Origin of the sequence: Microbacterium sp. BWR-S6Y, from assembly GCF_041379845.1 — a bacterium.
GTDB lineage: Bacteria > Actinomycetota > Actinomycetes > Actinomycetales > Microbacteriaceae > Microbacterium > Microbacterium hydrothermale.
The window spans coordinates 67,628-93,638 of the sequence record NZ_JBFECV010000008.1 but is presented as its reverse complement, the minus strand read 5'-3'; the positions used below and the strand labels follow the sequence as shown (position 1 = coordinate 93,638).

Here is a 26,011-nt window from a genome sequence, read left to right as displayed (position 1 = left end):
TTTCGTGGTGCGGGTGGTGCGTGCAGGTCAGACGGTCGCCGCTGCGGCGGCGGCGCGGGCGCTCTTGCGCTTGCCCAGGGCGGCCGCGCGGCGGGACTGCAGCCAGGCGAGCAGGCTGGCGGAGACCACCGAGAGCACGAGCAGCACCCCGGTGATGACGTTGATGATGTCGCTCGTGACTCCGGCGAGGCGGAGGGCGCTGCCGAGCGTTCCGATGAGCAGGACGCCGGCGATCACGCCGTGCAGGGCGCCGCGACCGCCGAAGATCGACACGCCTCCCAGCAGCACCGCGGCGATGATCTGCAGCTCCATGCCCATGGCGTTCTCGCCGCGGGCGTTGCTGTACAGCAGCGTGAAGTAGACCCCGGCGAAGCCCGAGACGGTACCGCTCAGCACGAAGAGCACGAACTTGGTGCGGGCCACGTCGATGCCCGAGAACTGCGCGGCCTCCTTGTTCAGACCGATCGCGTACAGCGACCGCCCGAACGGGGTGAGGTGCAGCAGCACGGCGAAGACGATCGCCAGCACCGCGAACGGGATCATGATCAGCGGCAGGGGGGTCCCGGGGATGTTGGCCTTGGCCAGGTCCGTCCAGGTCTCGGGGAACTCGGTCACCGCCTCCGTGCCGAGGAGTCCGACGGCGATGCCGCGGAACAGCGCGAGCGTTCCGATCGTGACGGCGAGGGACGGCAGCCCGACGACGGTGACGAGGAAGCCGTTGATCGCCCCGGCGACGAGGCCCACGACGATCGCGGCGAGGGCGGCCGCCTCGAAGGGCCACCCGGCCTGGGTGAGCACGCCCACGGTGACGCTCGAGAGCCCGACGATGCTCGCCACCGAGAGGTCGATCTCCTCAGTGATGATGATGAGCGTCATCGGCAGGGCGATGAGCAGGATGGGGGCGATGTCGCGCAGCAGGTACGTGACCGTGAGGGGGCTGTCGAAGTTGCGGACGGTCGCCAGCGACACGACGATGACCAGCAGCAGGATGCCGATGATGGCGGCTTCGCGGGTCAGCAGGGCGCGACGCCAGAACGGGCGGCCGTGCGCGCGGTAGGTCCGGGCGCGTTCGTCGACGGTGGTGGAGGTCATCGACCCGTCTCCCTCTCTGCGGTGAGCTTGCGCGACTGCCGGACGGCCAGCACGCGATCGAGCACGATGGCGCCGAGGATGAGCGCTCCGACCACGGCCCGCTGCCAGAAGTCGTCGATGCTGAGGATGGGCAGCGCGCGGTTGATGGTGAGCAGCAGGTAGGCCCCGATCGCGGCGCCCCACACGGTGCCGACGCCGCCCGAGATCGCGACGCCGCCGATGACGGCTGCCCCGATCGCCTGGAGCTCCCAGCCGAAGCCGGCGTTGGAGGCGACCGTGCCGTAGCGCGCCGCGTAGAGCACGCCGGCCAGCCCGGCCAGCGCACCGCTGGTGACGAACGCGCCGATAATGCGGCGGTTCACCTTGAGACCGTAGAGGTGGGCGGCGGCAGGGTCCGATCCGATGGCGTACAGCTCGCGCCCGCTGCGGAGGTTCCGCAGGTACCAGGCCGCGGCGATGAGCACGACGACGGCGAGCAGGGTCAGGATCGGGATGCCGAGGATCTGGCCCGTACCCAGTCCGCGGAAGTCCGCGGGCAGGTCGGAGGCGTTGACGCGGTTGCTCCCCGCCCAGGCGACGTTGATGCCCCGGAAGATGTACATCGTGCCGAGGGTGATGACGAGAGCGGGCACCTTCGCGTACGCCACGAGAGCGCCGTTGACGAAGCCCAGGATGCCGCCGACCACGAGGCCCGCGAGGAAGACCACCACGATCGGCAGACCGGGGACGTCGATGAAGAGGCGCCCCGTGAGGTAGGCGGTCAGCCCCACGACGGACCCGACCGACAGGTCGACGTTGCGCGTGATGATGACGATGGCCTGACCGACCGCGACGAGAAGCAGGAGCGACGGTGTGAGCAGCAGGTCGCGGAACCCGTCGGGCGAGAAGAGGAAGGTCGGGTTGTTCAGGGTCGCGACGACGACGATCAGCACGAGGGCGAGGACGATGCCGCTCTCGCGCGCCGTCGCCACGTGCGAGACGAGTTTGGCCGCGGGGCTCGTGCCCGGGCGGACGGGGGTGGCGGTGCTCATCGGTGGCTCTCCGCTTCAGGGGTGGTCGGGAAGACGAGCAGGTGGACGACGCTCACAGCGAGGCCCCCGCTTCGGCGGTCGCGGCGAACATGACGGCCTCGGGGGTGGCATCCGCTCGCGCGAACTCCCCGGTCAGCCGCCCTTCGCGCATGACGAGGACGCGGTCGGCCATGCCGAGCACCTCGGGCAGCTCGCTCGAGATCATGAGGATCGCGAGGCCCTGCTGCGCGAGCTCGGACAGAAGCCGGTGCACCTCGCTCTTGGTGCCGACGTCGATGCCGCGGGTGGGTTCGTCGACGATCAGCACCTTCGGCTGGGTCGCCAGCCACTTGCCGATGACGACCTTCTGCTGGTTGCCCCCGCTGAGCGTTCCCGTCGTGGCGTCGAGGGCGGCCGTCTTGACCTCGAGGCGGCTCGCCCACTCGCGGGCGGCGCGGTTCTCATCGGTGCTGCGCAGGAGTCCCCAGCGGGAGAGCTTCTGCCGGATGGCGAGGGTGATGTTGCGTGAGACCCCCTCGTCGAGGACGAGCCCCTGCTTGCGGCGGTCTTCGGGCACGAGGGCGAGGCCGCGCGCGGTCGCCTGGCGGACGCTCGCCTTGGCCAGCGGGCTGCCCGCGAGGCGGACGGTGCCCGACTCGTAGGAGTCGACGCCGAAGATCGCGCGCGCGACCTCGCTGCGCCCCGCACCGACGAGCCCGGCGAGACCGACGATCTCGCCCGCGCGCAGGGTGAACGAGATGTCGCGGAACACGCCCTTGCGGGTGAGTCCCTCGACCTCGAGCACGACGTCGCCGGGGGTGGAGGGGAGCTTGGGGAAGAGCTCCGTCACGTCGCGGCCGACCATCTGACGCACGAGATCATCGACCGTCGTGTCGGCCAGAGGGGTGGTGTGCACGTATGCCCCGTCGCGCATGACCGTGACGGTGTCGCACAGGGCGAACACCTCGTCGAATCGGTGCGAGATGAACAGCAGGGCGCGACCCTCGTCGCGCAGGCTGCGCGCGACGGCGAAGAGACGCTGGACCTCGACACCGCTGAGCGCGGCGGTCGGCTCGTCCATGATCAGCACGCGCGCGTCGAGCGAGATGGCCTTGGCGATCTCGATGATCTGCTGGTCGGCGATCGAAAGTCCCTCGGTCACGCGGTCGGGGTCGAGGGCGACGCCCAGCCGGGCGAAGATCTGCGTCGCCTCGGCGCGCATCGCCGCGCGGTCGATGCGACCGAGCCGGCCGGTGGGCTGGCGGCCCATGAAGATGTTCTCGGTGACCGACAGGTCGGGGAACAGTGTCGGCTCCTGGTAGATCACGGCGATCCCCGCGGCTTTGGACTGCGCGGTGCTGGCGAAGTCGACGCTCTCCCCGTCGAGGAGGAAGTCGCCGTCGTCGCGGCGGTAGAGCCCCGCGATGATCTTCACCAGGGTCGACTTGCCCGCTCCGTTCTCGCCGATGAGGGCGTGGATCGAGCCGCGGTCGAGCACAAGGCTCCCCGATCGCAGAGCGACGACGGGGCCGAAGGACTTCATCACCCGGCGCAGCTCGAGGGCGTGGTCGGACGGCGTGCGTGTCGCGTCCATCGCGTCAGCCATGCGGCCTCCTCGTTGAGGTTGATCCGGTCTCCCGGCTTGATCTGAAACGTTTCAGATCGGATGCGGATCACTGTAGGGTGAGCCCGACGACGTGGTCAAGTCGGGATCGCGTCGAGACCGGATCGTGACGTGAGGAGGCGCCGTGCCGATCAGCATCCGCGATGTCGCGACCCTCGCGGGCGTCTCCGTCGGCACCGTGTCGAACGTCCTCAACCGACCCGACACCGTCTCCGCCTCGTCGATCGAGCGCGTCAACAGTGCAATCGAGCAGCTCGGATACGTGCGCAACGACGCCGCCCGTCAGCTGCGGGCGGGGGTGAGCACGACCGTGGGTTTCGTCGCTCTCGACGGGCGCAATCCGTTCTTCGCCGACGTCGTCGGCGGCGCCGAACGCGAGGCCGCGGCCCGGGGGCTCGCGGTCCTGCACGGGAACAGCGACGAGGATGCCGCTCGCGAGACGCTGTACATCGACTTGTTCGAGCAGCAGATGGTGCGGGGGCTCCTCATCGCGCCGTTCGGCGACGTCACCGCGCGACTCACCCGCCTCCGAGCGCGCGGCATCCCCTCGGTGCTGATCGACCGATTCTCGGGGGACGCGCGCTTCTCGTCGGTCTCCGTCGACAGCGTCGCGGGCGGGCGGCTCGCCGCGGAGCACCTCCTCGAGCGCGGTCGCCGCAGGATCGCCTTCGTAGGGGGCGCTTTCGACATCCGACAGGTCACGGATCGTCTCGCGGGAGCCCGGAGCGCCGTCGAGAACAGCACGCGTCCCGCCACACTGGAAGTCGTCCCCACCCACGCGCTGACGGTGGACGAAGGGGTGGCGGCGGGGCGTCGACTGCTCGCGCGCGATCGCGCCGACCGCCCCGACGCGGTCTTCGCCGCCAACGATCTGCTCGCGCTCGGGCTCCTGCAGAGCCTCGTCGTGGGCGGGCGCATGCTGGTGCCCGACGAGATCGCCGTGGTGGGCTTCGACGACATCCCCTTCGCCGCAGCCGCGGCGGTGCCGCTCACCTCGGTGCGTCAGCCGAGCGCACTCATCGGAGGGACCGCGATGCGGATCCTGCTCGACGAGGCCGACGAACCGGAGCGCCCCACGCGGCAGACGGTGTTCGCGCCCGAGTTGGTGGCACGGGCGTCGACGGGGGCGCCCTGAGGAGACCCCTCAGTGCCCCGGCACCCCCTGCACGCCCTCGGCCGGCTTCGGCGTCCGCACGAACGCGGCGAGCACGATCACCGCGAGCGACAGGCACGCCGCGACGAAGAAGGCGGTGTGGATGCCGGAGGCCGTGGCCTCCACGATCCCGCTGCCCTCGGATGCCGCGGAGGCCGCCCCCACGGTCATGAGCGTGACGAACAGCGCCGTGCCCGCGGCGCCCGCGAGCTGCTGGACCGTCGACACGATGGCGGATCCGTGCGGGTAGAGCACCGGCGGCAGCGAGCCGAGCGCCGAGGTCATGAGCGGGGTGAACATGAACGCCAGCCCCAGACTCAGGACGCAGTGCACGGCGATCACGAAACCGATGGGCGTCGACGCCGAGAGGGTCGCGAAGCCCCACAAGGCCGCGGCCGCCACGACGGCACCCGGCAGCACGAGGGGGCGTGCGCCGAAGCGGTCGAAGAGGGTGCCGACGAGCGGGGCCATGAGCCCCATGAGCAGTCCGCCGGGCAGCAGCATGAGGCCGGTGGGGAGGGTGCCGAGCCCCAGGACGTTCTGCAGGTACAGCGGCAGCAGGATCAGCACGCCGAACAGCGTCGTCATCGCGACGACCACCAGGATCACGGCGACGCTGAAGGTCGAGTGCCGGAACACCGCGAGGTTCAGCAGCACGCGATCGGTCGCCCCGAGACGCAGCTGGCGCATGACGAACGCGGCGAGCGCGACCGCGCCGACGGCGAGCGGGATCCAGATCGGCACCAGGGCGTGGCCGCCGGCGGCCTCTCCGATGCTGGACAGACCGAAGATCAGCCCGCCGAACGCGAGGGCCGAGAGCACCACCGAGACCACGTCGAGGGTGACCCGGCGCGTCTCGGTGAGGTTCTGCACCCATCGGGCGCCGAGGGCGATCGCGACGAGGGCGATCGGGATCATCACGATGAACATCGCGCGCCACGGGAACACCGACAGGATGAGCCCCGACACCGTCGGCCCGACGGCGGGAGCGACCGAGATCACGATCGAGATGAGGCCCATCATGCGCCCTCGCCGGTGCACGGGCACGACGTTGAGCACGGTGGTGAACAGCAGCGGGATCATGATCGCCGTGCCCGAGGCCTGCACGATGCGCCCGATCAGCAGCACGCCGAACCCGGGGGCGACGGCGGCGATCACGGTTCCGAGGGTGAACAGCCCCATCGCGGCGAAGAACAGCGCGCGCAGGGGGAAGCGTTGGATGAGGAACCCGGTGGTCGGGATGACGACCGCCATCGTCAGCAGGAACGCGGTGGTCAACCACTGCGCCGTCGCTGCGGCGATGTCGAGTTCGCGCATGAGCTCCGGCAGGGCGACGCCCATGATCGTCTCGTTCAGGATGACGACGAACGCGGCGACGACGAGGAGGGCGATCACCGCGCCGGGGCGCGTCGCCTTCGCGGCGGAGGGGGCGGTGGGGACGGTTCCGGTGGAGACCATGACGACCAATCTGAGCAGGTGAGGCCAAGTTGGCAGGGACTGCCAAAACAGCATCCGCTACTCTAGCGGATATGACGACCCCGGACGCGCCCGTCGAGGGCCTCCGCGACCGCCGCCGCCGAGAGACGTCGATCGAGATCTGCGCGGCCGCCCTCGACCTCTTCGAGCAGAAGGGCGTGCACGGTACGACCGTCGACGAGATCGCGGCGCGCGCCGGCGTCTCGCCCCGCACCTTCTTCCGCCTCGCGGGCACGAAAGAAGACGCGGTCTTCATCGACGACGGCCGCTTCGCCGACGCCCTCTCGGGGATCGGCGAGGTCGGCGACGACATCCGCGCCCTGCTCGCCGCGCTGCGCGAGGTGTTCGCGCGCGAACTGAGGCTCCTCGACGCCGACGTCCGCGCGCGCGAGCGCTACCTGCGCGTGCGCAGGCTCATCGCGCACGAGCCCGCGCTCCTCGGCGCGGCGGTGCGGCGCGAGGTGACCTCGTCCGACCGGTTCGTTCCGGAGATCGCCGACCGGATCGGCCTCTCCGCGCTCGACGTGCGCACCGCGCTCGGGGTCGCCGGCCTCGAGATGCGCACCACCCTCGACGAGTGGGCCCGCCGCTACGACGCGGGCGAAGAGGGCCCCCTCGAGCCGCTGCACCGCGAGGTGCAGTCACGCGTCGCCGGCGCGGTCTGACGACCTCCCCGTCGCGGCCCCTCACGCCGCGCCGAGCGGATCGGATCATCGCGGCGATCACGTCTCGCGCGTGATCGTCACCTTCACCTTGAGGTTGCTCTTGCCGGGACCGGCGTACACGCCCCGCAGCGGCGGCACGTCGTTGTAATCGCGGCCGCGGCCGACGAGCACGTGCCGGTCGCCGATCTCGATGTTGTTCGTCGGGTCGAAGCCCTGCCAGTCCCCCGCGAACCACTCGACCCAGGCGTGCGACTCCCCCGTGACGGCCTCACCGACCTCGGCGGAGGGCTTGGGGTGCAGGTAGCCCGAGACGTAGCGGGCCGGGATGCCGACCTCGCGGAGCGCTCCGATGGCGATGTGGGCGATGTCCTGGCAGACACCCTTACGGGCCTCCCACGCGTCGACCGCGGTCGAGTGCACGCCCGTCACGCCCTGCATGTAGTCGATCGCGTCACCGATGGCCTCGGCGATCGCGTGCGCCGCCGGTCCCGGACGATCGTGCTGCGCCGCGATCGAGCGCGCCAGCTCGGCGACCTCGGGATGCGGCGCCGTCCGACGGGTCTGCGTGAGCTGCTCGACCGTCGTGATCGAACGTTCCGCCTCGGCGGCGAGCTGCTCCCACGTGATGTCGGCGTGCTCGATGGGCCGGGGCCGCACCTCGACGAGAGAGCGCGCCGTGATCGTGAGCGCGGCGTGCGGAGAGAGCACGTCGAAGGCCGCGACGCGCGTGCCGAAGTAATCGACGTACTGGTTGACCGACGTCGAGGGTTCGATGTCGAGCGACGAGCTCAGCACGAACTGGCTCTCGGTCGAGTGCGGCAGCATCCGCGCCTCGTTGTACGAGGCGACGACGTCGCCCGGGTACACGAAGCCTGTCTGGTGCTCGATGCGCAGGCGCTTCATCGACGGCCCCCCGAGGTTGTCGTCCGGCCGGTGGTCACGGCATCCGTCATGAGATCTCCCCGATCCAGCTCGGCTCGGCCTGCGTCGGGAAGAACCGCGAGCGGATCGCCTCCGAGGCCTCGCGCGTGACCGTCTGCACGCGCTGCATGTGCTCGGGCAGCTCCGCGAGGATGTCGCTGACCGGGCGGTACTCGAGGTCGTTGCGGATCTGCCCGAGGGCGCGCAGCACCGTGTTGGAGTGCCCGACGCGATCGGCGCGCGGGTCGATCGCGCTCATGCAGTCCTCGGCGCGCTGGATCGAGTAGATGATCGAGCGCGGGAACAGGCGGTCCAGCAGGAGGAACTCGGCCGCGTTGCGGGCGCTCGGCATGCCGCGGTACGTGCGCAGGTACGCCTCGTACGCGCCGCACGAGCGCAGGATCGTCGTCCACGACGGGCCCGAGACCTCGGTGAGCGAGCGCGTGGCGAGCAGGCGCGCGGTCATGTCGGTGCGCTCGATGCTGCGCCCGAGCGTGAAGAACTGCCACGCCTCGTCGCGGTTCGTGGAGGAGTCGACGATGCCGATCGCGAGGGCCGCGCGTTCGCGCACCCACTGGAAGAACTCGTGCACCTTGTCGGTCTGCAGCCGCCGCGGCATGCGCGAGTTGGTGGTGTTGAGGATCTCCCACAGTTCGGTGGAGACGATCTCGCGCGCGCGGCGGGCGTTCTCGCGCGCCGCGGTGAGCGAGTACGCGATGCTCGAGGGGTTCATCCGGTCCACGGCCAGGCGCGCGAGCACGTCGTCGCGGCGCACCGTGTCGACGTTCTCGGGCCACGCCGAGCCCATGACGCTCAACAGCGACCGGCAGGCGGTGTCCTCATCGATCCACGGATCCTCGAGCAGCAACTGAAGGTGCACGTCGAGGATGCGGGCGGTCCCGTCGCTGCGCTCGATGTAGCGCCCGATCCAGAACAGGCTCTCCGCGATGCGGCTCAGCATCCGGGCACCTCCTCGAACTGCTCCCGCGCCTGCTGCTGCTGCTGCTCCGCCTGCGGACCGTGCTGCACCGCGGCATCCTGCTGCTGCTGCTCCTGCTGCTCCTTGCCGGCGCCCGGTCGCGGGTCGCGCGGCGAGGTGGTCGGTGCGGGCTGGCCGTCGTAGATGATCGGGATCGCCTCGGTGACAGCCGCCTGGTCTGCGACGAGACCCGAGACGCCGTTGCCCTGGCCGTACTCGACGTGCGAGGGGGCCGAACCGCCGACCACCCAGGTGTCCTTCGAACCGCCGCCCTGGCTGGAGTTGACCACGAGCTGCCCCTCGGGCAGGGCCACGCGGGTGAGACCGCCGGGCAGCACCCAGATGTCGTCGCCGTCGTTCACGGCGAACGGGCGCAGATCGGCGTGGCGCGGGCGCATGCCGTCTTCGACGAGCGTGGGGATGGTCGAGAGCATCACCACAGGCTGCGCGATCCAGCCGCGGGGGTCGGCCAGCAGACGCTTGCGCAGCGCGTCGAGTTCGGCGGGCGAGGCGTCCGGACCCACGACGAGCCCCTTACCGCCGGAGCCGTCGACGGGCTTGACCACGAGCTCGGGCAGGCGGTCGAGCACCTCTTCGAGCGCGCCCGGATCCTCGAGACGCCACGTGTCGACGTTCTTCAGGATGGGCTCCTCGGCGAGGTAGTAGCGGATGAGATCCGGCACGTACGTGTAGAGCAGCTTGTCGTCGGCGACGCCGTTGCCGACCGCGTTGGCGATCGTGACGTTGCCCAGGCGCGCGGCGAGCATGAGTCCGGGCGCTCCGAGCATCGAGTCGGCGCGGAACTGCAGCGGGTCGAGGAAGTCGTCGTCGACACGGCGGTAGATGACGTCGACGCGCTGAGGACCGCGGGTCGTGCGCATGAACACCTTGCCGCCGATGCACAGCAGGTCGCGGCCCTCGACCAGTTCGACGCCCATGAGGCGCGCGAGCAGCGTGTGCTCGAAGTACGCCGAGTTGTAGACACCCGGCGTGAGCACGACGATGTTGGGGTCGTCGATCCCGGGCGGGGCGGACGCGCGCAGGGCCGCGAGGAGTTTGTTGGGGTAGTCGCCGACGGGGCGCACGCGCATCGAGACGAACAGCTCGGGCAGCGTCTGCGCCATGACGCGGCGGTTGGAGATGACGTACGAGACGCCCGAGGGCACGCGCACGTTGTCTTCGAGCACGCGCATCTCGCCGTGCTCGTCGCGGATGAGGTCGATCCCCGACACCTGGATGCGCACGCCGTTGGCGCTGCGGATGCCGGCGGCCTGACGGTAGAAGTACTGCGACGACGAGATGAGACCCGCCGGCAGGATGCCGTCGCGCACGCAGTGCTGGTTGCCGTAGGCGTCGTCGAGGAACGCCTCGAGCGCCCGGACGCGCTGCTTCACGCCCGCCTCGATGCGCGACCACTCGTCGTACGCGATCACGCGGGGGACGGCGTCGAGGGGGAAGGGCCGCTCCTCGCCCGCGAAGTCGAACGTGACGCCCTGCGCCAGGTACGAGCTCGCCAGCGACTCGGTGCGGCCGCGCAGCTCCTCCTGGGTCATCTGCGCGAGCGTCTGGTACAGCTCCCGGTACGCCTCGCGAGAGGGGGCGGCATCCCCGGCCGAAGCCGGCAGGCCGAACATCTCGTCGTACGCCGGGATGCCGGAAGCGGTCTTGCGCGGCGCCAGCGTGGAGCCGTAACCGTCGAACAGGTCACCCATGCTGAGACTCTACTCAGCGCCGTGTTGCGGAGACGTTTCCCCCACGCGGTCCCACCCGCGTGGATAGAGTGACGGCCAACGTCCGCCGCAACGACCAGGGGTGCCTCCATGCGCGTGCTCGTCACCAGTTCTCGTAATACGTTCGCCCTCGATCTCATCCGAAAGCTCGGCAGCGTCGGACACACGGTCTTCGCGAGCGACACCTACGACGGCGCCGTGGGCAATCACTCGCGGTTCCTCTCCGGGCACCTGGCGACGCCGTCGCCGCGGTTCGCGACCGACGCCTTCATCGCCGCGGTGAGCGCCTACGTCGACGAGCACGAGATCGACGTGATCATCCCCACGTTCGAGGAGGTCTTCTACCTCGCCGCCCGCGTCGCCGATCTGCCCGCCCGCGTGCGCCTGTACGCCGGAAGCTTCGCCGACCTCGCCCGCCTGCACGACAAGGCGAGTTTCCAGCGCCTGGCTCAGGATGCCGCCGTGCCCATCCCCGAGACCGTCGTCGTCACCTCGCCCGGCGAACTGCGCGAGGCGATCGACTCCTTCCCCCGCTACTTCGCACGCGCCGCCTTCTCGCGCGGCGGCGTGGGACTGCTGACGAACACCGGCCCTCTCGCGGGCAGGGTCCCGGTCGAGGAATGCGTTCCGACCCCCGAGCAGCCGTGGCTCGTGCAGCCGTTCGTCGACGGGCCGATGGTGTGCACCTACAGCGTCGTCGTCGACGGCCGCGTGCAGGCGCACACCACCTACAAGGCCGCGGAGCAGTGGGCGCACTCGACGGCGATCGCCTTCGTCGCCGTCGACAGCACCGACACCCTCCGCTACACGCAGCAGCTCATCGACGCCCTCGATCCCGGCTTCACCGGGCAGATCTCCTTCGACTTCGTCGACCACGGCAGCGCGGCCGCCCCCGACTACAAGGTCATCGAGTGCAACCCGCGGCCCACGAACGGCGTCATCCTGCTCGACGCCGACGACGTCTCGCGGGCGATCCAGGGCGAACTGGCCGAGCCGGTCGTGGCGATCCCGGGAACCGAGCGGCAGATCACCCTCGCCGTGCTCGCCGACGCGTTCACCGAACCCCTCTCGCACCTCCCCCGCACACTGCACGACCTGCTGCACGTGCGCGACGTGGGGGCGGGCTGGTGGGACGACGCGGCGATGCTGTGGAGTCCCGCGACCCTCGTGCACGGCGCCAAGATCTCGCACGGCGACCGCAAGGAGATCCTCGCGGCCCTCGGCGACGACATCGTGTGGAACGGCGAGCCCATCGAGGGGATGAGCCCGGCCGACGCCGACGCCCTCGAGGCCGTGCACGCGGGTCGCGTGTAGGTTCCCCGCATCCCGGTCCGGGCGGCGCGCATCGGGCGCCGCTCACCGGGCCTGCGGAATGGTCGGCCGCCGGGGTCCGCGAGGATTCACCCGGCGAGACCGATACGGCGCATGCCGGGACCCTCCGGCCGGGGTCAGCGGCGACGCAGGACCCGGCGTCGCAGCAGGGCGTCGAGACGGGCGATGTGCACCAGGAGCCGGGGGAACGATGCCGACAGGCCCGTGCGACGCAGGCGTTCCAGAGCCGGTTCGTCGCCGGGAAGACGGTCGTGCTCGCCGCGGACGAGACGACGCGTCGCGTTCAGCAGCGCCATCGGGTGGGTGTCGAGGGCGCTGTGTCCATTGCGCAGGCGCACGAGGACGGCATCCGGAGCCGCCGCGACGACGCGCTCGGCGATCGCCGGCGGGGTGCGCAGGTCGCGGTCGCCCGAGAGGACGACGAGCGGCCATCCGAACGCGCGCACGGCGGCGAGCAGGTCGTACGGCTCGCCCGCGAAGGAGGGGTATCGCGCGGCGAGGGGCAGGTACGTGCGCACCGGGTCGAGCGGATGACCGTCGAGGATGCCGCCGTAGCCGAGCTCGCGGAACGCGATCGTCCCCACGAGGTCGAACTCGTAGATGCGCGGGATGTCGGCGATCTCGGCGTCGCGCGTCGCGTACGCGGTGAGCGCGCGCCACGCGAGGCCGGGCTCGTGGCGCACGAGCGGATGGACGAGATCGGTCCCGCCGAGCTCGTACGCGGCCCGCACGACGTCGAGCACGATGCGCTCCGACACCCCCGCCGCCACGAGACGCCGGACTCCGCGGGCCATGTCGTCGTCGGCATCCCAGAACAACAGCCGCACCGTCGCGCGCTCGAGGTCGACGTCGTGGGCCGACTGCAGGGCGGAATCGAGCAGCATGGACGCCACGCGCCCCGGATGCCGCGCCCCGAACGCCATCGCGAGATAGCTGCCGTACGACGAGCCGACGATCACCGCACGCTCGATGCCCTCCGCGTCCAGCACCGCGGCCACATCGTCGAGCACGGCGGTGATGCGCATCGCCGCGGGCGGGAGGAGGCGTCCGTCGAGGTCGCGGCGCGACCGGCCGACCCCGCGGTGCTCGATCATCACGAGGTCGAGGCCGCCGTCCGACGCCCGTCGGCGCAGTCCGCGGTACGGCAGCACCGACGCCAACCCCGGGCCTCCCGGGATCACGACCACCGGCGTCGCCCCGCGCGGCCCCGAGCGCACGTAGGTCAGGTCGAAGGCGGGCGCCCCCTCCGCAGCCGGGCGCCGCACCTGTCGCAGGCTCTCGCGCATGGGGTGAACGCTACCGCGGGTGCGGGGGCGCGGGCGGGCGGCATCCTGATTCCTGCGCGCCCCCTCGGTGGCTCTCAGGCGGGATCGGCGGATGCCGATTGTCTGTGAGTTCCGCCCCCGTCGGCGCCGGGGTCTCGCGCGCTCCCTATGCTCCGAGGGTGGCCCCCGCTTCCTCCCGTTTGCGTGATCTGCCCGCCGTCGTCGCGGGGGTCGCCGCAACCGTGCTCGGGGCGGGGCTCGGCGAGCTGGCCGCGGCGATCGCGGCTCCGTCGGCGAGTCCGTTCGCGGTGATCGGGGGCGCGATGATCGACCTCGCCCCGGCCTGGGCGAAAGACCTCGCGATCGACCTCTTCGGGACGGGCGACAAGGCCGCCCTTCTCGTCGGCATCGCGGTGCTGCTGCTGATCGTCGCGGGAGCGGCCGGGGCGCTCGAGAACCGTCGTCCGCCGTGGGGGCGCGTCGTGCTCGCGGGTCTGGGCGTTCTCGGCGCCGTCGTGTCGATGACGCGCGCCGACGCGGGACTGCTCTCTCCGGTGCCCTCGCTCATCGCGGGCGCGGGGGCGGCCGTCGCGGGCGCTCTGCTGATCGCCCGCCTGCGGCGACCGCGCCGAGGCGTCGCCCCCGACAGCGATCCCGCGACCGACGGCGTCACGCGCCGCGGCGTGCTGGCCCTGTCCGGCGTCGCGGTGATGGCCGGGGCGCTCGCCGCGTTCGGCTCGGTCGCGCTGAGCGGCGGCGCCCGCGCGATCAGCGCCGTGCGCTCCGCTCTGCGGCTGCCGCAGCCCGTCTCCACGACGACGGTCCCGGATGCCGCCGATCTCGGCATCGACGGCCTCTCCCCCGTCATCACGCCGTCGGCCGACTTCTACCGCATCGACACCGCCCTCGTGGTGCCGCAGGTCGATCCCGCGACCTGGAGCCTGCGCGTGCACGGGCTGGTCGAGCAGGAGGTCGTGCTGCGCTGGGACGACCTCGTCGCCCTCCCGCAGCAGGAGACGGTGGCCACGCTCGTGTGCGTCTCGAACGAGGTGGGCGGTTCGCTCATCGGCACGGCGCGCTGGCTCGGCGTGCCCCTGCGCGACATCCTCGCCAGGGCGCGACCCACGGCCGAGGCCGACATGGTGCTCTCCCGATCGATCGACGGCTTCACGGCATCCAGTCCCCTCGAGGCCCTGACCGACGAGCGCGATGCGCTGCTCGCGATCGGCATGAACGGCGAGCCGCTCCCGATAGAGCACGGCTTCCCCGTGCGCATGGTCGTGCCGGGGCTCTACGGCTACGTCTCGGCGACGAAGTGGGTCACCGAGCTCGAGGTGACGCGGTACGACCGCGCCGAGGGCTACTGGACGCCGCGCGGGTGGTCGGAGCGTGGACCGGTGAAGCTGCAGTCGCGCATCGACGTGCCCCGAGCGGGCGCGCGCGTCGAGGCGGGCACCGCCGTGATCGCCGGTGTCGCGTGGCACAACCACGTCGGCGTCGCCGGAGTCGAGGTGCAGATCGACGACGGCCCGTGGCAGGCGGCGACGCTCGCGAGCGCGATCTCGGCCGACACCTGGGTGCAGTGGAGCTTCCCGTGGGAGGCGACGAGCGGCCTGCACACCGCCCGCTGCCGCGCGATCTCGGCCGACGGCACGACCCAGACCTCCGACGAGGCGCCTCCCGCCCCCGATGGCGCGACGGGTTGGGACGAAATGACGATCTCGGTCGCCTGACGGCGGCGGGTCGGCCGGGCCGGTGTCGGGGCGCGGCGCCACAGCGCAGCGAGACTGCAGCCGCGTGACATCTCGGCAGCACCCCGCAACCGAAATGTCAGCAGCATGCCGTCTCGCCGCCCGCCGCCGCCGAGCAGCCCGAGCCCCGACCCGCGTCAGGCCGCGAGCACGTGCTTCAGCTGTTCGACCGCCCAGTCGAGCTCGGTCGCGCGGATCGTCAGCGGGGGCGCGATGCGGATCGTCTGCCCGTGCGTGTCCTTGACGAGCACGCCGCGCGCGAGGAGCTTCTCCGCGATCTCGCGGCCCGTGCCCACGGCGGGGTCGATGTCGACGCCCGCCCACAGGCCCGCGATGCGCACCTCGGTCACGCCGTGGCCGACGAGGGTGCGCAGGTTCTGCTCGAGGTGCGCGCCCAACGCCTTCGCGCGGGTCTGGAACTCCCCGGATGCCAGCATCTCGACCACCCGCAGTCCCACGGCCGCGGCCAGCGGGTTGCCGCCGAACGTCGAGCCGTGCTCACCGGGGCGGATGACGCCGAGCACGTCCTCGTTCGCGACGACCGCGGAGACGGGGAGGATCCCGCCGCCGAGCGCCTTTCCGAGCAGGTAGAGGTCGGGCACGACGCCCTCGCGGTCGCACGCGAACGTCTCGCCCACGCGGCCGAGACCCGACTGGATCTCGTCGGCGATGAACAGCACGTTCCGCTCGCTGCAGATCTCGCGCACGCGCCGCAGGTACCCCTCCGGCGGGACGACGACGCCGGCCTCGCCCTGGATCGGCTCGATCAGCACCGCGGCGGTGTTCTCGTCGATCGCGGCGACGATGGCATCCGCGTCTCCGTACGGCACGTGCACGAAGCCCGGGGCGTAGGGACCGAAGTCGTCGTGCGCACTCGGGTCGTCGCTGAACCCGACGATCGTGGTGGTGCGGCCGTGGAAGTTGCCGTTGGCGACGACGATCGTCGCGGCATCCGGGGCGATGCCCTTCGTGCGGTAACCCCAGGCGCGGGCGACCTTGATGCCCGTCTCGACGGCCTCGGCGCCGGTGTTCATCGGCAGGACCATGTCTTTGCCGCACAGCTGCGCGAGGGCGGCGGCGAACGGACCGAGGCGGTCGTTGTGGAACGCGCGGCTCGTGAGGGTCATGCGCTCGAGCTGCTCGCGGGCCGCGGCGAGGATCGCCGGATGCCCGTGACCGAAGTTGAGCGCGGAGTACGCCGACAGCAGGTCGAGGTAGCGCTTGCCCTCGACGTCGGTCACCCATACGCCCTCGGCGCGCGCGGCGACGACCGGCAGCGGGTGGTAGTTGTGCGCGAGGTGCGCCCCCTCGGCGGCGATCAGCTGGGCGCCGAGGTCGTCGACGGCGGTGCTCATCGGGTGCCCCCGCGCAGCTCGAGGGTGCAGCACTTGATCCCGCCGCCGCCGAGCAGCAGCTCCGACAGGTCGACCAGGACGGGGGTGTAGCCGCGCTCGCGCAGCTGCGCCTCGAAGCCCTTCGCGCGCGGCGAGATGATGACGTTCTTGCCGTCGCTCGCGGAGTTCAGGCCGAACACCGAGCCGTCGGCATCCGAGACCCGGATGGCATCCGGGAAGCGCTCGCGCAGGATCGCCTGGCTGCGCTCGTCGAACGCGTTCGGAAGGTACGCGATGTTCGCCTTCTCGACGCCGCCGGGGCCTTCGACCGGGTCGAGAACGGCGAGCGCGGTGTCGAGGTGGTAGAACCGCGGGTCGGTCAGCGTGAGCGACACGACCTCGCGCGAGAAGACCTCGCCGACCTCGCGGTGGCTGTCACCGGTGGAGCGGAACCCCGTGCCCGCGAGGATCGTGTCTCCCACGAGCAGGAAGTCGCCCTCGCCCTCGTTCACCTCGACGGGCTCCGCGACCTCGAAACCGTTCACCGCGAACCAGTCGATGAAGGCGGGGGCCTCGGCCGCGCGCTCACGGAAGCGGAACTTGGGCCCGTACGCGACGCCGTCGATCACGAAACCGCCGTTGGCCGTGTAGACCATGTCGGGCAGTCCCTCGAGCGGATCGATCAGTTCGATCTCGTGGCCGAGCGAGACGTAGGTGTCGTACAGCGACTGCCACTGCTGCACGGCGAGGTTCGTGTCGGTGGGGCGCGAAGGCTCCATCCACGGGTTGATGCTGTAGCTCACCGTGAAGTGCGTGGGCCGGCACATGAGGTACCGGCGGTGCTGCTGGACGCGCTCGCCGGTCGACGACGCGGCGGTGGTGGCGGTGGGGGTAGCGGACATCTCTGCTCCTCGGAGGAAAGGTGCGGCGGACGCTGTCCTGGGGCTCGGTGGCCCTTCGACCCGGTGACGCCGTTCGAGGCGCCGTGGCGGGGAAAGGTCGGTCCGAGCACGCCGTGGTCATTGTCTCACGGGCGGGTGAGGGAGCGGGGGAAGGCCGCGGCGGGGGCGCGTTCCTCGCGGACCGGCACGGCGCGCGCAGGGTCCGGCCGCGAACGCCCCGGGCCGGCCCCGCCGTCGCACGGCGTCATGCACCCCACCGCGACACCGGCGACATGGGAGGATGACGGCGATGTCCGCCACGCTCGAGAATTCCGTCGTCCTCGACGAGACCGCAGGAATCGTCCGCATCCTCGACCGCCGCGTCTTCCCCTCCCGCGTGGAATGGGTGGATGCCGCGACCCCCGACGAGGTCGCCTCGGCGATCCGCGACATGGTCACCCAGAGCTCCGGCCCGCTCTACGCCGCGACGGCCGGGATGGCGCTCGCCGCCCTGCAGGCGGCCCGTCTCCCCCTCGCCGATGCCCGCACCGCGCTGGGCCGCGCTGGTCGGGCCCTCGCGACCGCACGCCCCACCAACGCGCACCCGCGCGATGCGGTCGCCCGCATCCTCGCCGCCGGTCGCGACGCCGACGACACCGCGGCGCTCGTGGACGCGACCCTCGAGACCGCCGCCGCCGTCGACCGCGACTACCGCGAGGCGAGCCTGCGCCTGGGCCGCGCGACGCTGTCGCTGCTGCCCGAGTCGCCGCGCATCCTCACCCACTGCTGGGCCGACGCGTATCTGTTCGGTCTGGTGGCCGCCGCCCGCGAGGCCGGCCGCGAGATCGAGTGGATCGCCACCGAGACGCGACCGTACCTGCAGGGCGCCCGCCTCACCGCGCACTCGCTGCGGGAGCTCGATCAGAGGGTCACGCTCATCACCGACGGGATGGCCGCGGCCGCGCTCGCGTCCCCGAACGGCGTCGGTTCGGGTCCGATCGACGCCGTCGTGACGGCGGCCGACCGGGTCGCCCTCGACGGCTCCGTCGTCAACAAGGTCGGCACGCTCGCGCACGCGGCCGCGGCGGCGGCGTTCGGCATCCCGTACATCGCGATGGTCGAGGCCCCCGATCCCGGGGCGCCGACCGGCGACGACATCGTCATCGAGGATCGCGACCCGCGCGAGGTTCTCGAGGTGCTCGGGCACCGCACGGCGAGCCCCCTCGTGACCGAGGCCTGGTACCCCGCCTTCGACGTCACCCCGCCCCGCCTGGTGACCCGCATCGCCACGAGCCGGGGCACGTTCGCCCCCGACCGGGTGGGCGAGCACTTCACCGCCGACCCCGACGCCCCGGTCGCGGCGGCGGTCACCGTCGTGCGACGTCGATCCCCCGAGCGGCCGGCTCCCGTGGCCGCCACCCTTCAACCCGACACGATCGCCTTCCGGCCCGTGTCCCCCACCCCCGACGAGGATCCTTCATGACCCGCATCTCCGCCGACGTCGTCGTGCTCGACATCGAGGGCACCACCAGCGCCGCCGGTTTCATCCTCGGCGACCTCTACGACTACGCCCGCCCGCGCCTCGACGAGGTGCTCGGCCGCGACGACGACACCGTGCGCGGCGCCCGCGCGGACGCGATCGCCGAGACGGGGCTGGATGCCGACGCCACCGACGCCGAGGTCGCCGACGCGCTGCGCGGGCTCATGGCGTCGGACGTGAAGTCGACGCCGCTGAAGACCCTGCAGGGCATCATCTGGGCCGAGGGCTTCGCCGCGGGAGAGATCCACTCGCAGTTCTTCGACGACGTCCCGCCGCGCCTGCGCGCCTGGCACGAGGACGGCATCCGCCTCGCCGTGTACTCCTCGGGGTCGATCGCGTCGCAGGTGCCGTGGTTCCGGCACGCGCCGCAGGGCGATCTGACGGTGCTCGTCGAGGACTTCTTCGACACCGTCAGCGCGGGTCCGAAGAAGGAGTCCGGCTCGTACGACCGCATCGCGGCGGCGCTCGGCGTCACCCCCGAGCGCGCGCTGTTCCTCACCGACCACCCCGACGAGGTCGCCGCGGCGCTGTCGGCGGGCTGGCAGGTCGTCGCGCTCGACCGCGTCGGGGAGCCGTGGGCCGGGTCCGACTTCGCGACGGATGCCGTGGCATCCTTCGACCGGATCGAGATCGCTCGATGAAGCTCCCCCTCGCCGCCCGCGTGCAGGAGGCCGGCGCCGCCCTCGCCGCCGAGGCCCGGCGCTTCTCGGGCTACGGCTGGATGCGCGGCACCTCCGGCAACCTCTCGATCGTCGTCGACCGCGACCCCCTGGTGCTGGCGGTCACCGCGTCGGGCCTCGACAAGTCCGAGCTCACCGACCGCGACGTCGTGCTGATCGACGCCGACGGCGAGGCACTCGACGCCGACGACCCGCGTCCCCCCTCCGCCGAGGCGGGACTCCACGCGCACATCGCCGCGCGGACCGGCGCGGGCGCGGTGTTCCACGTGCACGCGTTCGACGCGGTCGTCGCCGGGCACCGGTGGCCGGGCGGCGTCGAGATCCGCGACATGGAGATGCTCAAGGGCATCGGCCACCGCGCCCACGACGAGACCGTGACCATTCCGGTCATCCGCAACCACCAGGACATGACGGTCGAGGCGGCCTGGTTCGACGAGGTCTACCGCCCCGCGACGGCAGAGGTGCCCGAGGTGCCCGCGCTCATCGTCGCGAGCCACGGCATGTACGCGTGGGGCGCCGACGTCGCCGCGGCCCGCCGCCACCTCGAGATCGCCGAGTGGCTGCTGCGCTTCACCGTCGCGACGCGCTGACATCGTGGCATCCGGCGCGGGGCGGGGCGACGAGCCGCGGCGCCCCGGCGTGGTGCGCGATGAACGCTGTTCGTGCGCAGAAACGCGGCCTCTTCGCGTTCATCGGCACGAACAGCGTTTATCGGTGAGTCCCCCGGCCGGCTCGACGCCGACCCCCTCGCGCGCGGAGCACCCCGGCGCGCACCCGCGCTCCACGGCCCGGCCCGGCGTCAGCCGAACAGCTCCCCCGTCCGCGCCGTGAGCACGCGCGGGTCGGCGTCGTCGAGACGCGCCGTGCCCAGCGTGCGCGCGGCGCGCAGCACCAGGCGAGCGGCCTCGGCCTGCTCCGCCTCGGGCAGGGTCAGGATGTCGGCGACCTTCGAATACCCGACGATGCGACGCACCGCTTTGGCCGCTCCGTAGGCCGCGGCATCCGAGCGCACCTGCGCCAGCGTCCGCTCGAGCACCTCGTCGCCGTACACGCGCGGGTCGACCCGGTCGGGCCAGCGGCGCCGGAACTCCGCCTCGAACGCGTCCACCAGCTCGACCGGCAGAGCCAGCAGCGTTTCGGCGTCGGCCGGACGACCGAGCACCTGCGCGCGCGCCGCGGCGATCAGGAGGTTCGCCCACACGGCGCCGAGGTCGAACCCGGTCGGGCCGTAGGTTCCGAACTCCGAGTCGAACGCGCGCACTGATTCGCCCTCCGCGCGCACGAAGACCGAACCGGTGTGCAGATCGCCGTGCATGAGGCTCTGCGTGCTCTCCTGGAACCGCTGCTTGGCCAGGCCCATCTCGCGCACGAAGACCGCGTCGGCGCGCAGCTCGCGCACGTCGCCGGCGTTGGCCTCCAGCCACCCGTTGTGCTCGTGATCGACGTACGGCTCGGTGAAGACGAGGTCCTCGGTGATCTCGCTCAGCTCGGGGTTGGTCGCGGCGGCGATGGCGCGGCGGCGCTCGGGTCCCGGAGTGCCGAACACGCTGGTGGCGAAGCCCACCGCCCCCACGTACTGGCCCAGCTGGGCGGCCGCGTAGGGGTGCAGGCGTCCGGCGATGAGTTCGCCGCGCCACACGGCGTGATCGCTGAGATCCTCGATCGACAGGGCGAGGTTCTCGGCGTCGAAGCCGTGGAACGCCGGCACGTGCGCCGGGTCGATCCGCTCGTGCACGCCCAGCACCACGGCTTCGCGCGCCGCCCGCTCGCGAGTGAGGGGCCAGGAGGGGTCGACGCGCACGTGCGGCAGCGACTGCTTCACGACCACGCCGTGGCCTGCGGCATCCTTCACGATGAAGACGAGATTGAGGTTGCCGTCGCCGACCTCGTCGACCGAGACGATGGATGCCGGGTCCACCGGCCCCGACAGGTGCGGGCGCTCCGCGAGATAGGCGGGAACCGAGTCGACGGTGAGCTGTTGCGTGAGGAGGGTCATGATGCGGTGGTGCTCCCGGCGACGATGGTGGTCTTGCGACGGCGGAACGTGAAGCTGAACAGCAGAGCCACCAGCAGCACGACGCCCTTGCCGAAGTCCTGGATGTAATAGGGCAGTCCCTGCATCGAGAAGCCGGTGACCATGACCGCGATCAGGACGGCACCCAGCGCCGTCCCCCACGCGTTGGGCCGGCCGATGCCGAGCACCGAGACACCCACGAGCGAGACGGCCACGGCGTCGAGCAGCAGGCTGTTGCCGGCCGAGACGTCGCCCTGGCCGATGCGCGCCGCCAGCACGAGACCGGCGATGGATGCCAGGATGCCGCAGCCGATGTACGCGGCGGCGCGGTACGCCCGCACGCGGATGCCGGCGAGACGGGCGGCCTCGGGATTGGACCCGACGGCGGCGAGCGCGCGGCCCCAGCGCGTGCGGTCGAGCACGAACCACAGCAGCACGGTCAGTCCGAGGAACAGCAGCACGGGAACCGACACGGGGCCGATCGACCCGCGGTCGAACCACACGAAGTCGGGGGTGAAGCGCCCGGGAGCGGTCGTACCGTCGTCGAGGGTCATCTGCGACGAGATCGACTTGCCGTCCACGATGATGAGCTTGAGCCCGACGACGGTGAACATCGTGGCGAGGGTCGCGAGCAGGTCGGGGATGCGCGCGAAGACGATGAGGGCCGCGTTGACCGCGCCGATCAACGCCCCCGAGATCAGGACTACGCCGACGGCGATCCCGCCCACCTGGTTGCCGATGACCATGGTCCACGCGGCGATCGAGACGGCGAAACCGGCGTTGGCGCCGACGGAGAGATCGAGACCTCCCACGGTCATGGCCAGGGTCACCCCGAGGCCGGCGATGCCGATCGGGGCGATGTACTTGAGCATCCCGAAGACGTTGTCGATCGTCGCGAACGCGGGCTCGGTCAGCGCGAAGAACACGATGAGCAGCACCGTGACGGCGACGAAGCCCCATTTCGCGACGGCATCGACGGCGCGGGAGCCGAGGCCCGCCCGCGCGGGCGCGGCGGTGGACACGCTGGTCATGCGATTTCCTTCCGGTGGCCGGGGTCGTCGAGGAGCGCGGCGACGATCCGCGCCCGGTCGAGCACGCCGGCGGGAGTGTCGAGCGCGATGCGGCCCGAGACGAGGACGATGATGCGGTCGGCGACGTCGAGCACTTCGTCGACGTCGCTCGAAAGCACCACGACCGCCGCTCCCGACGCGGCGCGCGCGCGGGCGGCGTCGCCGATGCGGCGGCGGGCGCCGATGTCGACGCCGCGGAACGGCTCGTCGAGTAGCGCGAGACGCGGGTCGGTGCGCAGCCAACGGCCGACGATGACCTTCTGCTGGTTGCCGCCGGACAGATCGTCGACGTGCGCGTCGGCGGAGGGGGCCACGACGCCGTAGGCGTCGATCACCTCCTCGGCGGCGAGGTGCTCGCGCCGGGTCGCCATGACCCCCGCGCGCGAGAGGGCGTGCAGCACCGGCAGACCGACGGTGCGCGCGATCGACCATCCGGGCTGGATGCCCTGCCGCTGGCGGTCCTCGGGCACGAGCACGACTCCCGCGGAGATCGCGGCGGCGGGAGAGGCCGGGCGATACGGCTCGCCGTCGAGCGAGAGGTGCGCGTCGGCGGCCGGGCGCACCCCGGCGACGATCTCGGCCAGCTCGGTCTTGCCCGCCCCCAGCAGACCCAGGATGCCGGTCACCTGACCCCCGGCGACCCTCAGGGTCAGGGGCTCGGCGCCGGGCAGCAGCACGGCCCCTTCGACGGCGAGCACGTCACGACCGGCCGGGAGGGGCTCGGTGACGTGCTGTTGCAGCTCGGTGGGCACGCCCAGCATGGCCTCGAGCGCGGCGTGCCAGTCGAAGGGCCGGTGCGCGTCGAGCTCGAGGCGCCCGTCGCGCAGCACGACGATGCGGTCGGCGAGGCGTTCGATCTCGCCGAAGCGATGGCTGACGAAGAGGATCGACAGCCCCTCATCGCGCAGCGTGCGCAGCACCGCGAAGAGGCGGTCGGCCTCGGCGGCGGTGAGCGCCGAGGTGGGCTCGTCGAGGATGAGCAGGCGCGGGGTCGAGCGCAGGGCGCGGGCGAGGACGAGCAATTGCGCGTCGGAGGTGCCGAGGCGATCGGCGTCGGCCCGCAGCACCTCGTCGCTCCACGACAGGCCGAGCCGCTCGAGGGCGGAGCGGGCGATGCGCTCGGCCTCGGCCCGGCGGACGAGTCGGTGGCCGCCGGTCGCGAGGTCGGTGAGCGCGAGGTTGTCAGCGACGCTCAGCCCGGGCACGATGCCGTCGGCGATGCGCTGGTGCACCGTCTCGATCCCGGCGCGGCGGGCGCGGGCGGGCGATCCGAGGCGCGCGGGGGCGCCCTCCACGGCGATCTCCCCGCTGTACGCCGCGTTGGCCCCCGAGACGGCGCCGATGAGCGTCGACTTCCCCGCGCCGTTCGTCCCCAGCAGCGCCGTGATCGTCCCGGGGTGCAGGGACAGCGAGATGTCGCGCAGCACCTGGTTGCTGCCGAAGCGTACGCCGACGCCGCTCAGGCGGACGACGGGGGTGTCGTCGGCCGGAGCGGCGTCGGTGTGCCGGGGTGAGGTCATCCCGAGATCGCGGGGAGCCAGTCGGCCACCACGGTGTCGCTCAGCAGCAGCGAGGGCTCGGCCTCACGCAGCTGGGCGACGTTGGTGATGCCCTTTTCGAGCAGGAAGTCCCGGGTGATCGTGATCGCGGGGAACTGCACGCTCGTCTCGTCGAGCTGACCGGCGAGCTTCAGCGCCAGTGCGCGCACGACACCGGCGCCCACTGCGGACGGGTCGGTCGCGCTCGTGGCGACCCAGGGGCTGCCGTCGGCGGTCATGACCTCGATGTCGGCGTTCGAGATGTCGATGCCGTAGACCTTCACCTTGTCCTGCAGGTTGTTCTGCTGCACGGCCTGCACGACGCCCTTGGTGATCTCGTCGTAGGGGGCGAAGATCGCCTGGATCCCGGGGTTCGCCTTGAGGGCGGCGTCGATGAGCGGGATGTTGTCGGTCGCGGTCGACTCGGTGACCTTGCCGGTGAAGAAGAGCTGGTCGAGACCGTGCTCGGCGACGACCTCGTCCCACACCTTCTTGCGACGCTCGAGCGGCGCGAAGCCGTCGGTGCTCGCCAGGCCCACCTTGGCACCGTCGCCCACGTCGGCGACGAGCTGGTCGAGCACGCCCTGCGCCATCGACGCGTCGGACTGCGAGGTCACGATGACGCCGGTGGGGTCGTTCAGGGCCAGGTCGTAGACGATGACCGGGATGCCGGCATCCACCGCGTCGTGCACGTGCGACTCGATCGTGTCGGTCTGACCGTGGTCGACGATGATCGCGGCGGGCTTGGACGCGATCGCCTGTTCGAGGTCGGATGCCTGCTTGGCGTTGTCGTTACGGGCGTCGTACACCGTGAGGTCGATGTTGATCGCGGCGGCCTGCGCCTTCGCGCCGGCCGTCCACGCGGTGAAGAAGTCACCGGCGCCGGACTGCTGCACGAGAGCGACCTTCACGGGCGCACCGTCGAACGGCGCGGGCAGGTTGTCGACCTTCTGCACGGGAGCAGCCGAGGCCGCGGGAGCGGCGGTGTTCTGCTGCGCGCAGCCGGAGAGGGCGAGGGCGGCGATGCCGGCGGTCGCCAGGAGCGTCGCCCAGCGGTGGGATCGAACGGACACGGTGGTCCCCTTCGTCGAGGAGTCGGGTGCGAGGGCCCGTCCGGATGCTGCGCCGGTCGGCCGTCGAGCAGTCAAGCAGCAGCCACGCAACGCCGGTTAGTCGAGGTTGCACTTTGTTACATCGCGGGCGCCCATCCGGGCTTCGGAGTGGGCACTCGGTCGCCGAGGGCGAGAGAATCTGTTCATTCCGCTCATATCGCGTCGAGAGGAGGAGCCGTGACGCTCCTGACCGTCTGGAAAGAGACCGACCCGAGCACGCCCGTGCTCGAGACCACCGACGAGGCCGAGATCCGCGCGGCACTGGCCGAACTCGGCGCGCGCTTCTCGCGCTGGGAGATCCGCGACGTGCCCTCCGGCGCCTCGCAGGACGACGTCCTCGCGCTGTACGCCGCCGAGATCGGCGAGGTGAAGGAGCGAGAGGGGTACACGCTCGTCGACGTGGTCGCCCTCGACCCCGCGCAGGAGAACTACGACGAGGTGAAGATCCCCTCGCGGCAGAAGTTCCTCTCGGAGCACCAGCACGACGACGACGAGGACCGCTACTTCGCCAAGGGCGCCGGCGTGTTCTACCTGCACGCGAACGAGAAGGTCCACGCGGTGTACTGCGAGGCGGGCGACCTCATCTCGGTGCCGGCCAACACGACCCACTGGTTCGACATGGGCACCGCGCCGCATTACGTCAGCGTGCGCTTCTTCCACGACGACGACGGCTGGGTGGGCCACTTCACCGGCAGCCCGATCGCCGAGTCGTTCGCGACGTTCGACCAGCTCGCCGAGCGCCGCGCGCAGCTGGCCTGACCAGCAGCGCGGGCCGGGTCCTGACCCGGCCGGACCTCGGAAAACGCCCGGTTCTCGCAGTTTCTCTCACGGATTCTGCGGGAAC

General features: G+C 71.6%; 22 protein-coding genes. 8 read left to right on the top strand and 14 right to left on the bottom strand.

Annotated features, from left to right (window positions below; all coding sequences use genetic code 11):
- Positions 1-27: 27 nt before the first annotated feature.
- Genes AB1K56_RS15995 through AB1K56_RS15985 form a run of 3 tightly spaced genes read right to left on the bottom strand, consistent with a single transcriptional unit; the run spans position 28 to position 3,708 of the window.
- Entirely contained in the window at positions 28-1,092 is a 1,065-nt protein-coding gene (locus AB1K56_RS15995; protein WP_371206463.1) for an ABC transporter permease, read from the bottom strand.
- Positions 1,089-2,123: an ABC transporter permease gene (locus AB1K56_RS15990; RefSeq protein ID WP_371206462.1), complete on the bottom strand. Its 1,035-nt coding sequence runs from the start codon at positions 2,121-2,123 to the stop codon at positions 1,089-1,091. Before AB1K56_RS15990 ends, AB1K56_RS15995 begins: the two co-directional genes overlap by 4 nt.
- 52 nt (positions 2,124-2,175) lie before the next feature.
- Positions 2,176-3,708 (bottom strand): sugar ABC transporter ATP-binding protein, encoded by a 1,533-nt coding sequence (locus AB1K56_RS15985; protein WP_371206461.1) that lies wholly within the window; start codon positions 3,706-3,708, stop codon positions 2,176-2,178.
- Between the two features lie 142 nt (positions 3,709-3,850).
- On the opposite strand from AB1K56_RS15985, the gene AB1K56_RS15980 reads away from it, so the two are divergent.
- The gene (locus tag AB1K56_RS15980; protein WP_371206460.1) at positions 3,851-4,861 is read left to right on the top strand and encodes a LacI family DNA-binding transcriptional regulator; all 1,011 of its coding nucleotides are present in this window, start codon (positions 3,851-3,853) and stop codon (positions 4,859-4,861) included.
- Positions 4,862-4,870: 9 nt separating this feature from the next.
- On the opposite strand, the gene AB1K56_RS15975 is transcribed toward AB1K56_RS15980, so the two are convergent.
- Complete coding sequence (locus tag AB1K56_RS15975; protein WP_371206459.1) at positions 4,871-6,337, bottom strand: MDR family MFS transporter; 1,467 nt, start codon at positions 6,335-6,337, stop codon at positions 4,871-4,873.
- 71 nt (positions 6,338-6,408) lie between these two features.
- Between AB1K56_RS15975 and AB1K56_RS15970 the strand changes: the two genes are divergently transcribed.
- Complete coding sequence (locus AB1K56_RS15970; RefSeq protein WP_371206458.1) at positions 6,409-7,020, top strand: TetR/AcrR family transcriptional regulator; 612 nt, start codon at positions 6,409-6,411, stop codon at positions 7,018-7,020.
- 57 nt (positions 7,021-7,077) lie between these two features.
- Here AB1K56_RS15970 and AB1K56_RS15965 read toward each other — a convergent pair whose 3' ends face one another.
- Genes AB1K56_RS15965 through AB1K56_RS15955 form a run of 3 tightly spaced genes read right to left on the bottom strand, consistent with a single transcriptional unit; the run spans position 7,078 to position 10,632 of the window.
- Complete coding sequence (locus AB1K56_RS15965; RefSeq protein ID WP_136587312.1) at positions 7,078-7,923, bottom strand: transglutaminase family protein; 846 nt, start codon at positions 7,921-7,923, stop codon at positions 7,078-7,080.
- Between the two features lie 46 nt (positions 7,924-7,969).
- Positions 7,970-8,902, bottom strand: a complete 933-nt coding sequence (locus AB1K56_RS15960; protein ID WP_108320594.1) for an alpha-E domain-containing protein — start codon at positions 8,900-8,902, stop codon at positions 7,970-7,972.
- Complete coding sequence (locus AB1K56_RS15955) at positions 8,896-10,632, bottom strand: circularly permuted type 2 ATP-grasp protein (protein ID WP_371206457.1); 1,737 nt, start codon at positions 10,630-10,632, stop codon at positions 8,896-8,898. Before AB1K56_RS15955 ends, AB1K56_RS15960 begins: the two co-directional genes overlap by 7 nt.
- Before the next feature lie 108 nt (positions 10,633-10,740).
- Here AB1K56_RS15955 and AB1K56_RS15950 point away from each other — a divergent pair, with 108 nt between their 5' ends.
- Positions 10,741-11,964 carry a carbamoyl-phosphate synthase large subunit gene (locus tag AB1K56_RS15950; RefSeq protein WP_371206456.1) on the top strand — a complete coding sequence of 408 codons (1,224 nt, stop codon included), beginning with the start codon at positions 10,741-10,743 and terminating at the stop codon, positions 11,962-11,964.
- Between the two features lie 134 nt (positions 11,965-12,098).
- Here AB1K56_RS15950 and AB1K56_RS15945 read toward each other — a convergent pair whose 3' ends face one another.
- Positions 12,099-13,268 carry an alpha/beta fold hydrolase gene (locus AB1K56_RS15945; protein ID WP_371206455.1) on the bottom strand — a complete coding sequence of 390 codons (1,170 nt, stop codon included), beginning with the start codon at positions 13,266-13,268 and terminating at the stop codon, positions 12,099-12,101.
- A gap of 158 nt (positions 13,269-13,426) precedes the next feature.
- Here AB1K56_RS15945 and AB1K56_RS15940 point away from each other — a divergent pair, with 158 nt between their 5' ends.
- Positions 13,427-14,980 carry a molybdopterin-dependent oxidoreductase gene (locus tag AB1K56_RS15940; RefSeq protein ID WP_371206454.1) on the top strand — a complete coding sequence of 518 codons (1,554 nt, stop codon included), beginning with the start codon at positions 13,427-13,429 and terminating at the stop codon, positions 14,978-14,980.
- Positions 14,981-15,135: 155 nt separating this feature from the next.
- Here AB1K56_RS15940 and rocD read toward each other — a convergent pair whose 3' ends face one another.
- Both rocD and ddaH read right to left on the bottom strand, forming a co-directional pair.
- Positions 15,136-16,353, bottom strand: coding sequence for an ornithine--oxo-acid transaminase (gene rocD, locus AB1K56_RS15935; protein ID WP_371206453.1), 1,218 nt, complete (start codon positions 16,351-16,353; stop codon positions 15,136-15,138).
- The gene (ddaH, locus tag AB1K56_RS15930; protein ID WP_371206452.1) at positions 16,350-17,234 is read right to left on the bottom strand and encodes a dimethylargininase; all 885 of its coding nucleotides are present in this window, start codon (positions 17,232-17,234) and stop codon (positions 16,350-16,352) included. Before ddaH ends, rocD begins: the two co-directional genes overlap by 4 nt.
- A 289-nt stretch (positions 17,235-17,523) precedes the next feature.
- On the opposite strand from ddaH, the gene AB1K56_RS15925 reads away from it, so the two are divergent.
- From AB1K56_RS15925 to mtnB, 3 genes are read left to right on the top strand one after another with little or no spacing between them, the layout of a single operon-like run.
- The gene (locus AB1K56_RS15925) at positions 17,524-18,696 is read left to right on the top strand and encodes a hypothetical protein (RefSeq protein ID WP_371206451.1); all 1,173 of its coding nucleotides are present in this window, start codon (positions 17,524-17,526) and stop codon (positions 18,694-18,696) included.
- The gene (mtnC, locus tag AB1K56_RS15920; protein WP_371206450.1) at positions 18,693-19,394 is read left to right on the top strand and encodes an acireductone synthase; all 702 of its coding nucleotides are present in this window, start codon (positions 18,693-18,695) and stop codon (positions 19,392-19,394) included. Before AB1K56_RS15925 ends, mtnC begins: the two co-directional genes overlap by 4 nt.
- Positions 19,391-20,023 (top strand): methylthioribulose 1-phosphate dehydratase, encoded by a 633-nt coding sequence (mtnB, locus tag AB1K56_RS15915; protein WP_371206449.1) that lies wholly within the window; start codon positions 19,391-19,393, stop codon positions 20,021-20,023. Before mtnC ends, mtnB begins: the two co-directional genes overlap by 4 nt.
- Positions 20,024-20,232: 209 nt before the next feature.
- Here mtnB and mtnK read toward each other — a convergent pair whose 3' ends face one another.
- Genes mtnK through AB1K56_RS15895 form a run of 4 tightly spaced genes read right to left on the bottom strand, consistent with a single transcriptional unit; the run spans position 20,233 to position 25,128 of the window.
- A complete protein-coding gene (gene mtnK, locus AB1K56_RS15910; RefSeq protein WP_371206448.1) occupies positions 20,233-21,429 on the bottom strand; it encodes an S-methyl-5-thioribose kinase in 1,197 nt (398 codons plus the stop codon).
- On the bottom strand, positions 21,426-22,478 hold the full coding sequence (locus tag AB1K56_RS15905; RefSeq protein ID WP_371206447.1) for an ABC transporter permease: 1,053 nt from the start codon (positions 22,476-22,478) through the stop codon (positions 21,426-21,428). Before AB1K56_RS15905 ends, mtnK begins: the two co-directional genes overlap by 4 nt.
- Positions 22,475-24,037 (bottom strand): sugar ABC transporter ATP-binding protein, encoded by a 1,563-nt coding sequence (locus tag AB1K56_RS15900; RefSeq protein ID WP_371206446.1) that lies wholly within the window; start codon positions 24,035-24,037, stop codon positions 22,475-22,477. The genes AB1K56_RS15905 and AB1K56_RS15900 overlap by 4 nt, the downstream gene beginning before the upstream one ends.
- Positions 24,034-25,128: a substrate-binding domain-containing protein gene (locus AB1K56_RS15895; RefSeq protein ID WP_136587292.1), complete on the bottom strand. Its 1,095-nt coding sequence runs from the start codon at positions 25,126-25,128 to the stop codon at positions 24,034-24,036. Before AB1K56_RS15895 ends, AB1K56_RS15900 begins: the two co-directional genes overlap by 4 nt.
- A 216-nt stretch (positions 25,129-25,344) precedes the next feature.
- On the opposite strand from AB1K56_RS15895, the gene AB1K56_RS15890 reads away from it, so the two are divergent.
- Entirely contained in the window at positions 25,345-25,926 is a 582-nt protein-coding gene (locus AB1K56_RS15890) for an acireductone dioxygenase (protein WP_371206445.1), read from the top strand.
- Positions 25,927-26,011: the final 85 nt, after the last annotated feature.